Here is a 7,968-nt window from a genome sequence, read left to right as displayed (position 1 = left end):
AGGTTTGACTAGATAATCATCAGCACCTGCGTCTAAACCTTGTACCCGGTCATCAAGAGTATCTTTTGCTGTCAGAAACAGCACAGGAGTTGTTTTACCTTGACAGCGCAGTTCCTGACATATCTCTAACCCCGTTTTTCCTGGTAGCATCCAATCTAAAATGAGTAAGTCATAACTACCAGATTGTGCTAAGGTGCTTCCACTTGTTCCATCATAAGTAGCATCAACACTGTAACCTTCACGAGTTAACAAACGACTCAACGGGTCAGTTAATTCGACTTCATCATCAACTAATAAAATTTTCATCTTGTTAGCAGCAATATAGATATATTCTCAATATAGTGAACTGCAAACACATCAAAGACACCAAAAATAAGAATGTTAACTGTTGCAATACCAAAAGGGGAACTACTTAAACCTAGTCTCCGCATATTACAATCTGTAGGATTAGATTTTAGTGCTTTCTTAGAATCAGGAAACCGCCAATTGCAAATTCCTGATACTAGTGGACAAGCAAAAGGGCTGTTAGTCCGAGCGCAGGATGTACCTGTTTATGTAGAATATGGTCAGGCACAATTGGGAATTGTGGGTTACGATGTCCTCAGAGAAAAACAACCCCAAGTTGCCCAATTAGTAGATTTACAATTTGGATATTGTCGGATGTCTGTAGCCGTAAAAGCAGATAGTTCCTACAAATCACCGCTAGATTTACCTGCTCATGGTCGAGTTGCATCTAAATATGTAAATTGTGCGCGAGAGTATTTTCAAGGTTTGGATTTACCTATAGAAATTGTACCTTTGTATGGTTCTGTGGAATTAGGTCCAATTACGGGAATGTCAGAAGCAATTGTTGATATAGTTTCGACGGGAAAGACTTTAAAGGAAAATGGTTTAATTGAGATTGCAACTTTGTATGAAAGTACAGCCAGGCTAATTGTTCATCCTTTAAGTTATCGTCTGAATACAGGTAATTTACATCCATTGATTGAACAAATGCGGAATGATATTTTAGCAACAGTTTAATTAAATCAAATAAACAGATTTTATAGCCATCATCATATCCCCGACTTATCTAAGAAATCGGGGGTATTGTTGTTCACGAATGAGTTAGGATTTTTTGACGTTACTTACAGAATTAAGTTGATCTAAAATTCCCAAAACTTCTTGCTCAAAGGCCACTTGAGCGCGGTTAGTTTTCCCACCTATATAAAGAGCATCACCTTTTTGTAAAGCCCAAATTTGGGAATGGGAAAAATAACTCATTACCACACCTAACATTAGTAAAGCAAACCCTGCATAAACAATGGGAATACCAGGATCAAATTTGATTTGTAATCCGGTGCTACCAATGACATCAAGAATTTTCAAATTTACCCCATTCACAGGTATAGACATTCCCGCACGAACAGTATTAGCTAATTTACCTTTAGCATCATAAATTAAAACCATTCCTTGCAAATCTTTTGCTATGAGGGAAACACCTTCACTTAAATCAGGTTTTGTGGGAATCCAAGTTCCCCAAAGTCTGCCTTTACCTTTGGTATCTAATGGTACCATTGGTAATTGAAAAATCGGGCTTTTATTTAATCTCACCCGAACATTAGAAATTCCCCAATCTGTTTGATAGAAAACTACACCATGATAACGCAGAGGTTTGTTAACATAAATCTTTTCATGATCTACTTCTTTACCTTCATTATTCAAGACAGACATATCTGAATAAAATTGGTCAATTCCCCCCGTAGGAGTATAGTCAATCCAAAAGCGATTTACACGCAAAGACCAATCTTTTAATACGTCCTGAGATGACCAAGGTCCAGCATCAACAATATTTTTTACCTGGAATGTATCGCCACTAGAAATCATTTCCTGAGCCATAAATCCCGTCATTGCACCCCAAATTCCCCCAAGCAAAATGGCGACGATACCAATATGGACAATAATTGGTCCAATGCGCCCAACTATACCTTTACGGGCGTAGAGAATATCATCTTTTTCTTGATTTGTGCTGGGAAAGATCCGATAACTTTTTTGCTGCAAAATCGGTGTAAGTGATTGCAAAGAAGCAGTCTCTAATTCTGCACTCAAAGCTAATTTTGTAAATTGTCGAGGTTCTTCATAATATTTCCACCTTTGGGCAGCTTTAAGGGCTGGTAATTGACGGGTAAATGTACAAGCTGTTAAGCTAGTTCCAAATAATACTAATAAACTCAAAAACCACCAGGTTCGATATACATGATCTAATCCAACTACTTGAATAACTTTCCAAGTTAGAAAACCAAATAAAGCTGGATGTTCGGGATAGTTAGATTGGTAAAATGCAGGTGGTTGTCCTTGTTCAATGACAGTACCACTAATGCTAAATAAGGCAATTACTAAGAGGAGGATAATTGCTAAACGTAAATCAGTTAATACAGGTAAAATTTCCCGGCGGATAAATCGCCATGGTCTTAACCACCAACTCAATTTTGCGGATGTTGTTTGATCTAAAGTCATTGTCTAGAAATTGCCAATAGGAATGCGAGAAAGCAAAGAAAAAACTCCAAAGCCTACTAATAATGCACCGCTTACAGGATTTATCCAACCAGACCAACGGCGTAATTCTAATAGTTTTTTAATGGCAGCAGTAAAAGTACCTGCTATAATTAATGGAGTTACATATCCCGCTGTGTAAGAAAGTAGCAAAACAGCGCCTAAAAATAAATCTTGGGTATTAGCAACCCAACCTAATAAACTGGCTAAAACGGGTGTGCTACAGGGTGAAGCAACTAACCCAAATGTTAACCCAAGAGAGTAGGAACGGACTCCGGGAGGTAAATCTGAGGAAATCCAATTTGTTTCATTTAACGAAGGAAATTGTATGGGTAATGCTTCTAATAAGTTCAGTCCCATAATAATAGCAATAATGCTGACAATAATTGGTAAACCAATTCCTATTTGACCATAGACTTTGCCAACTAAACCTGCTATGATTCCCATCCCTGCAAGTGTGGTTGCTAATCCCAAGGCAAACCAAGTTGATTGGGCTGCGGCTTGGAGGCGGCTTTTAGCTTCATAACCGCCTATATAGCCTATTGTAATGGGCAGCATGGACAACATACAGGGCGTAAGGCTGGTAAGTAGTCCAGCCGCAAAAATAATGGCAATACTGACGATGCTGAGATGGGTAAGTTGGTTAGCAACAAGGCTGTTGGCGAATTGTTCCAGTTGATAAATCTGTGTTTGCAGAGTCTCCAGCATGATGGTTGTTAAGTAGGAAATGCTTACTCTGTTTGCATTTTAGCTTATTTTGAGTTGTTGTCGGCATCAGGATGTCCACCGATTAAAGGATTAACAAGCTACTAATTAGGTAACTTGTCTGATAGCGAAGCGTGGCGTAAGCCATATCAGGATATCCAGGATTGAAGGATTAACAGGATGAGAACTGGAATTTACTTACCAATCACCAATTACCAATGGCGTTGCTGATTAACGGTATGAATTTTAGTCTCACGCAAAGGCGCAAAGACGCAAAGGTAAGAGTTTTAAAGATTCAATTTAGGAATTTCATACCTCAATTCAGCAACGCCTTACCAATTACCAATCACCAATTACCAATCACCAATTACCAATCACCTAGCAATTTGAGTTATTAGTGGGTTAACTATTTTGCAAAGCTTGTTTGACTAAATCATCACTAACAGTAGTCACAGCCTCAGTTCTGGAAGCGCCAATATCCTTAGCCATTTCTAAATAATCATCAGGATTACTTGTTGGCTGTGTTTGAGTTTTTGTCTCTTCTGGTGTAGAGATTTCATATTTAGGTGCAGTGGCAATTTCAGCCGCAGTTTTTCCTTTATCTGTGCGATCAATTTCACTGACATTGAATTGCTGTGCGGCTGCATAATCAGCTTCAAAATCTACTTTTGGTGTTTTTTCTTCGCCACTAGCTATTTGTTCAGCGGCTAATTGTGCATCATGGGTAGAAGCTTGATTGTTATTAGGTTGCACTTGATCAGGCATAATTTAAACCTTAATTTATATTTACATTGCTGGGGTAATTTTATCAAAAGATTTTATTAAAAACTTGTGCCATTAGAGAGAAATTGATATCTATCTTACAGGGGAGATAACATGGAAATTAGCTAATTATAAATATCCTTCTCTTGGAGGTAGATAATTATTAGCAAATTTTGGTAATCCTATAAGTCTTAATAGTTAAATTAGGCTGAGGATTAATTATGACTGCTAGTTACAAGAAAACTGCTTCTCAAGCTCAAAGTCAATCAACTCAAAATTTAGTAGAAGAGTTTAATAGCTTAGATACCGATGCCAAATTAGCTTGGCTATATTTTGTTTATGAAAAAATGGGTGATACTGTGACTCCAGCCGCCCCTTCAGCAGCAGAACCAGAATTAGCTCCCATGTTGGTAGGAGACTATTTGCAATTATCGGATGAAGAACAATTAGAAATTATGCGAGATATAGTTAACTGCAAAGATACAAACTATTCTCGTGCTTATGGAGCATTAAAAGAAAATAATCAGTTGTTTGTTTGGTATGTTTGGGCAGAAGCTATGGGGGATGTTGTGGTAGGAATGCCAGATAATTATCAGTCCACTGAGGCAATTAATAGTTTACTTGCTAAAATTGAAGAAATAGATTTTCAAGGTCAAATTTCTGTGTTGCGAACTATTGCTGGTGAGATGGGATATAGTGATGTCCAGCCGATTGCAACACAAGCAGAAACAGGGAAAACTTCAAGTTTATAAGGGAAATGCTGAAAACCCCTGAGAAACAGCAACGCAGTTGCGTATTTCGTACTTTAGGCAGGGGATGAAAGCTAGATGAGTCCTAAAGGACTCAGCCATGTTAAAATATTCTAATCAGTACAAGATTTAAAAACCTACCCCTGGACTGGGGGAAAGTCTACGCCCAAAACACTCTTAAGGAGATATGATTACGCCCTACAAGGCAAACGTGGTCAGCCTGGGAATCTGTGTAAACAGAATATTAAGACTGTGAGGTCTTAAGAATCTCCGCACCTTTAGGTCGGAGAGTGTCAAAATTAGAACAAGTAGGTTGGTTTAAGTAACAGCGCAACCCATCAAAAAGATTGATTATGTTGGGTAACATACGTCAAACCAGCCTACACAATTGTTCAACCTCTATTTTTCAAAGTTTGTGCTGCTAATAACGCTAAAACCCCCGTTACTGCGATCGCTTTCCGCAATCCATTTTTCAATTCACTATCGTACTGACGGCGATTTCCGCTGGTGGGTAGAGTGATAGCAAATCCCATAAATGCCAAGGTAATCGCCACAATTTTATATCTGCTGTTTGAATAATTACTCGTATTTCGTTATTTTTTAACTCGGAAATTAATTTTTCCCGCACTGGAGGAAATGATTCAGATTTCAACCAGTCATTAAAACTTTCATTTTTGGACAGGCAAAATGCCCGTCCGACAAGAGTTTTATGGCGTAGCCTCACGCAAAGGCGCAAAGGCGCAAAGAATTAAGAGTTAAAGATATCTAATTTTTAAATTTCATACTCTGATTCAACAACGCCAGTTTTATTTGAATTTTGAGAAAACTGCCTATTTTAAAGTTCCTAAAACAGGAGTTAACTCAGTTGCTGGAATTTGCGGATTTAAAAATCCACTAGCATAAACATGAGGATTGGTTTGGGAGATGATGGTATAAGATTGGCGAACATGAGTATTTACCGCTACAGTTTTCGCGTCATACATTTGCATAGCCACTTTTGGATAGAAACCAATTCCAATAATCAACACCAGAAAACAGGCGGCAATAAACACTTCGCGGGGTCTGGCATCAGTATAAATTGTTTCTGTTGGTAAAAGGCAATCTGTTCCAAAACAAGCCGTTCCTTCATCTTCCTGATTTTCAAACTCGGCATTGTTAATATCACATATCAGGGCTGCACCAGAACCGTAAAATACCTGTCGCAGCATGGAAAGCAGATAAATAGGTGTGAGGATAACTCCCACAGCAGCGAGGAAAACTGTAACGGTGCAGAATGTGGAAGTGTAAACATCGCTAGTTGTGATCCCTACAAACACCGAAAGTTCACCAACAAAGCCACTCATTCCCGGTAAAGCCAAAGATGCCATTGCCCCGATTGTAAATAGGGCAAATACTTTTGGCATTGCTTGACCAATACCACCCATTTCTGACATCATCATAGTGCGAGAGCGATCGTAGGTTACACCTGCCAAGAAGAATAACACCGAAGCAATCAAACCATGTGAGATCATTTGCAACATTGCGCCATTGATACCCAAATCGGTGAAAGATGCAATTCCGATTAAGACAAAACCCATGTGGGAAATTGACGAATAAGCCAAACGCCGTTTCATATTCGTTTGGGCAAAGGAATTTAAAGCACCATAGATAATATTGACAACACCGAGAATGACGAGAACCGGGGCAAAATAAACGTGGGCATCGGACAGTAGGTCAAGATTTAGGCGAATTAGTCCATATCCACCCATTTTCAACAACACACCTGCCAAAATCATAGATACAGGAGAAGAAGCTTCACCGTGGGCATCTGGTAGCCAAGTATGCAAGGGGAAGACAGCTAATTTTACACCAAAGGCAATTAACAAACCTGCATATAGTAGGAGTTGGAGAGATAAGGGATATTCTTTATGTGCAAGTTCGGCGATATCGAAGGTGACATTTGTACCGCCATATAGCCCCAGTGCTAGGGCTGCTACCAAGATAAATATAGAAGCTGCTGCGGTATAAAGTAAAAATTTTGTAGCTGCGTAGCGTCGCCGTTGTCCACCCCAAATACAAACTAGTAAGTATACGGGAATGAGTTCAACTTCCCACATGATGAAAAATAACAGCAAGTCTTGGGCGACAAACACCCCAACTTGTGCAGAATATAACACAAGCATGAGAAAGTAGAAAAGGCGTGGTCTGCGGTCAACTTGCCAAGCTGAAAAAATCGCCAGTGTGGTGACAAATCCAGCTAAGAGTACCAGGGGGGCGGAAATACCATCAATAGAAACTGCCCAGTTTAAGCCTATTTGAGGCATCCAGACATAATTTTCTACCAGTTGAAAATTAGCATTATTGGCATCGTAATGATTCCAAAAGGCATAACACATGAAAACAAAGTCCGCGATACCTACGCCCAGTGCATACCATCTGACAAGTTTGCCGTCTTTGTCAGGCAATACAGGGATGAGAAAGGATGCCAGGAGTGGAAATAGGACAATCGCGGTAAGCCAAGGAAATTGAGCCGCTATCATGTCAATAGGAAAAAATACTTATCGGTTAAACATTATTGTACTAAACTTTGTAACAATTTCTGCACACACAGAAATTTTGGCATAATGTTTGTTATTTTCACTACAGAATCTGGAATAATCAAGATTTAACTACACCAGAAATAAGAGAATAGCGATCGCTCACCTGCTCCCTTCCTCTTCCCTATCCCCATGAGAAAAACTATTTTTGCTCAAAACTAGGGGCATAAACTTGGAGTAATGTACTAACTTGAGTCAAGACCTCATTACCAGTGCTTTTATTCAAAGCTTGACGCTCTGGGAAGAACTCCGGTCTATCTAAAGACCTAGATATGGCTTCGCTAACTTGTTGGGAGATGAGACTATAAAGTTCTTTTTTGGCTCTTTCACGTTGATACTTAGCGCCTTCTTCTGTAGTCGCATATAAAGGGGGAAGACGGTTAAGCGCATAAGCCGTTATATCTCCCACATCTAGAGAGTTTTCACTAGTCGCTTCAATTTCTGCTACCTTGGCGATTACGTCAGTGAGTACCAACTCTTCCATGACGTTAATAAACTGTTTGCGAGGTACTGCTATGACTTCACCAGTCAACAATGCACCCATAAGGCGATCTAAGGACATATACTCTTCAATTGACAGTTCTGAAGCGTTATCGCAAATGCGCCCCACTTCTGCTTCCATTGCTGGTGTCAAATGACCATCT

9 protein-coding genes are annotated in these 7,968 nt (G+C 39.4%); 2 read left to right on the top strand and 7 right to left on the bottom strand.

Translation table 11 applies throughout. From position 1 onward, the window contains the following. Nucleotides 1–306 (bottom strand): response regulator (locus FJR38_RS15475; protein ID WP_168538008.1); only part of this gene is annotated, 306 nt, incomplete at its 3' end. Between the two features lie 72 nt (nucleotides 307–378). Between FJR38_RS15475 and hisG the strand changes: the two genes are divergently transcribed. Continuing rightward, a complete protein-coding gene (gene hisG / locus FJR38_RS15470) occupies nucleotides 379–1,023 on the top strand; it encodes an ATP phosphoribosyltransferase (RefSeq protein ID WP_168538006.1) in 645 nt (214 codons plus the stop codon). A gap of 84 nt (nucleotides 1,024–1,107) precedes the next feature. On the opposite strand, the gene FJR38_RS15465 is transcribed toward hisG, so the two are convergent. From FJR38_RS15465 to FJR38_RS15455, 3 genes are all read right to left on the bottom strand, one after another. Beyond that, entirely contained in the window at nucleotides 1,108–2,496 is a 1,389-nt protein-coding gene (locus FJR38_RS15465) for a cytochrome c biogenesis protein (protein WP_168538004.1), read from the bottom strand. A 3-nt stretch (nucleotides 2,497–2,499) separates the two neighbouring features. Then, nucleotides 2,500–3,240 (bottom strand): cytochrome c biogenesis protein CcdA, encoded by a 741-nt coding sequence (locus FJR38_RS15460; protein ID WP_168496518.1) that lies wholly within the window; start codon nucleotides 3,238–3,240, stop codon nucleotides 2,500–2,502. Nucleotides 3,241–3,639: 399 nt separating this feature from the next. Further along, nucleotides 3,640–4,002 (bottom strand): hypothetical protein, encoded by a 363-nt coding sequence (locus tag FJR38_RS15455; RefSeq protein ID WP_168496516.1) that lies wholly within the window; start codon nucleotides 4,000–4,002, stop codon nucleotides 3,640–3,642. Between the two features lie 218 nt (nucleotides 4,003–4,220). Between FJR38_RS15455 and FJR38_RS15450 the strand changes: the two genes are divergently transcribed. Next, nucleotides 4,221–4,751 (top strand): orange carotenoid protein N-terminal domain-containing protein, encoded by a 531-nt coding sequence (locus FJR38_RS15450; RefSeq protein WP_168538002.1) that lies wholly within the window; start codon nucleotides 4,221–4,223, stop codon nucleotides 4,749–4,751. Nucleotides 4,752–5,140: 389 nt separating this feature from the next. Here FJR38_RS15450 and FJR38_RS15445 read toward each other — a convergent pair whose 3' ends face one another. The 3 genes from FJR38_RS15445 to FJR38_RS15435 all read right to left on the bottom strand — a co-directional run. After that, nucleotides 5,141–5,302, bottom strand: a complete 162-nt coding sequence (locus FJR38_RS15445) for a hypothetical protein (protein WP_168496512.1) — start codon at nucleotides 5,300–5,302, stop codon at nucleotides 5,141–5,143. 276 nt (nucleotides 5,303–5,578) lie between these two features. Next, nucleotides 5,579–7,267, bottom strand: coding sequence for an NAD(P)H-quinone oxidoreductase subunit 4 (locus FJR38_RS15440; protein ID WP_168496510.1), 1,689 nt, complete (start codon nucleotides 7,265–7,267; stop codon nucleotides 5,579–5,581). A 199-nt stretch (nucleotides 7,268–7,466) separates the two neighbouring features. After that, nucleotides 7,467–7,968: late competence development ComFB family protein (locus tag FJR38_RS15435; protein WP_168538000.1), on the bottom strand; the 502-nt coding region annotated here is incomplete at its 5' end.

The organism is Anabaena sp. UHCC 0253 (assembly GCF_009712085.1).
In the GTDB taxonomy this organism is placed as follows: Bacteria; Cyanobacteriota; Cyanobacteriia; order Cyanobacteriales; family Nostocaceae; genus Dolichospermum.
This window is presented reverse-complemented; position numbering and strand designations above follow the sequence as displayed.

Excerpts from the sequence above, each read along its gene's own strand:
- FJR38_RS15455 (WP_168496516.1), bottom strand. The coding sequence starts at position 4,002 with ATGCCTGATCAAGTGCAACCTAATAACAATCAAGCTTCTACCCATGAT.
- FJR38_RS15450 (WP_168538002.1), top strand. The coding sequence starts at position 4,221 with ATGACTGCTAGTTACAAGAAAACTGCTTCTCAAGCTCAAAGTCAATCA.
- FJR38_RS15460 (WP_168496518.1), bottom strand. The coding sequence starts at position 3,240 with ATGCTGGAGACTCTGCAAACACAGATTTATCAACTGGAACAATTCGCC.
- FJR38_RS15465 (WP_168538004.1), bottom strand. The coding sequence starts at position 2,496 with ATGACTTTAGATCAAACAACATCCGCAAAATTGAGTTGGTGGTTAAGA.
- hisG (WP_168538006.1), top strand. The coding sequence starts at position 379 with ATGTTAACTGTTGCAATACCAAAAGGGGAACTACTTAAACCTAGTCTC.
- FJR38_RS15440 (WP_168496510.1), bottom strand. The coding sequence starts at position 7,267 with ATGATAGCGGCTCAATTTCCTTGGCTTACCGCGATTGTCCTATTTCCA.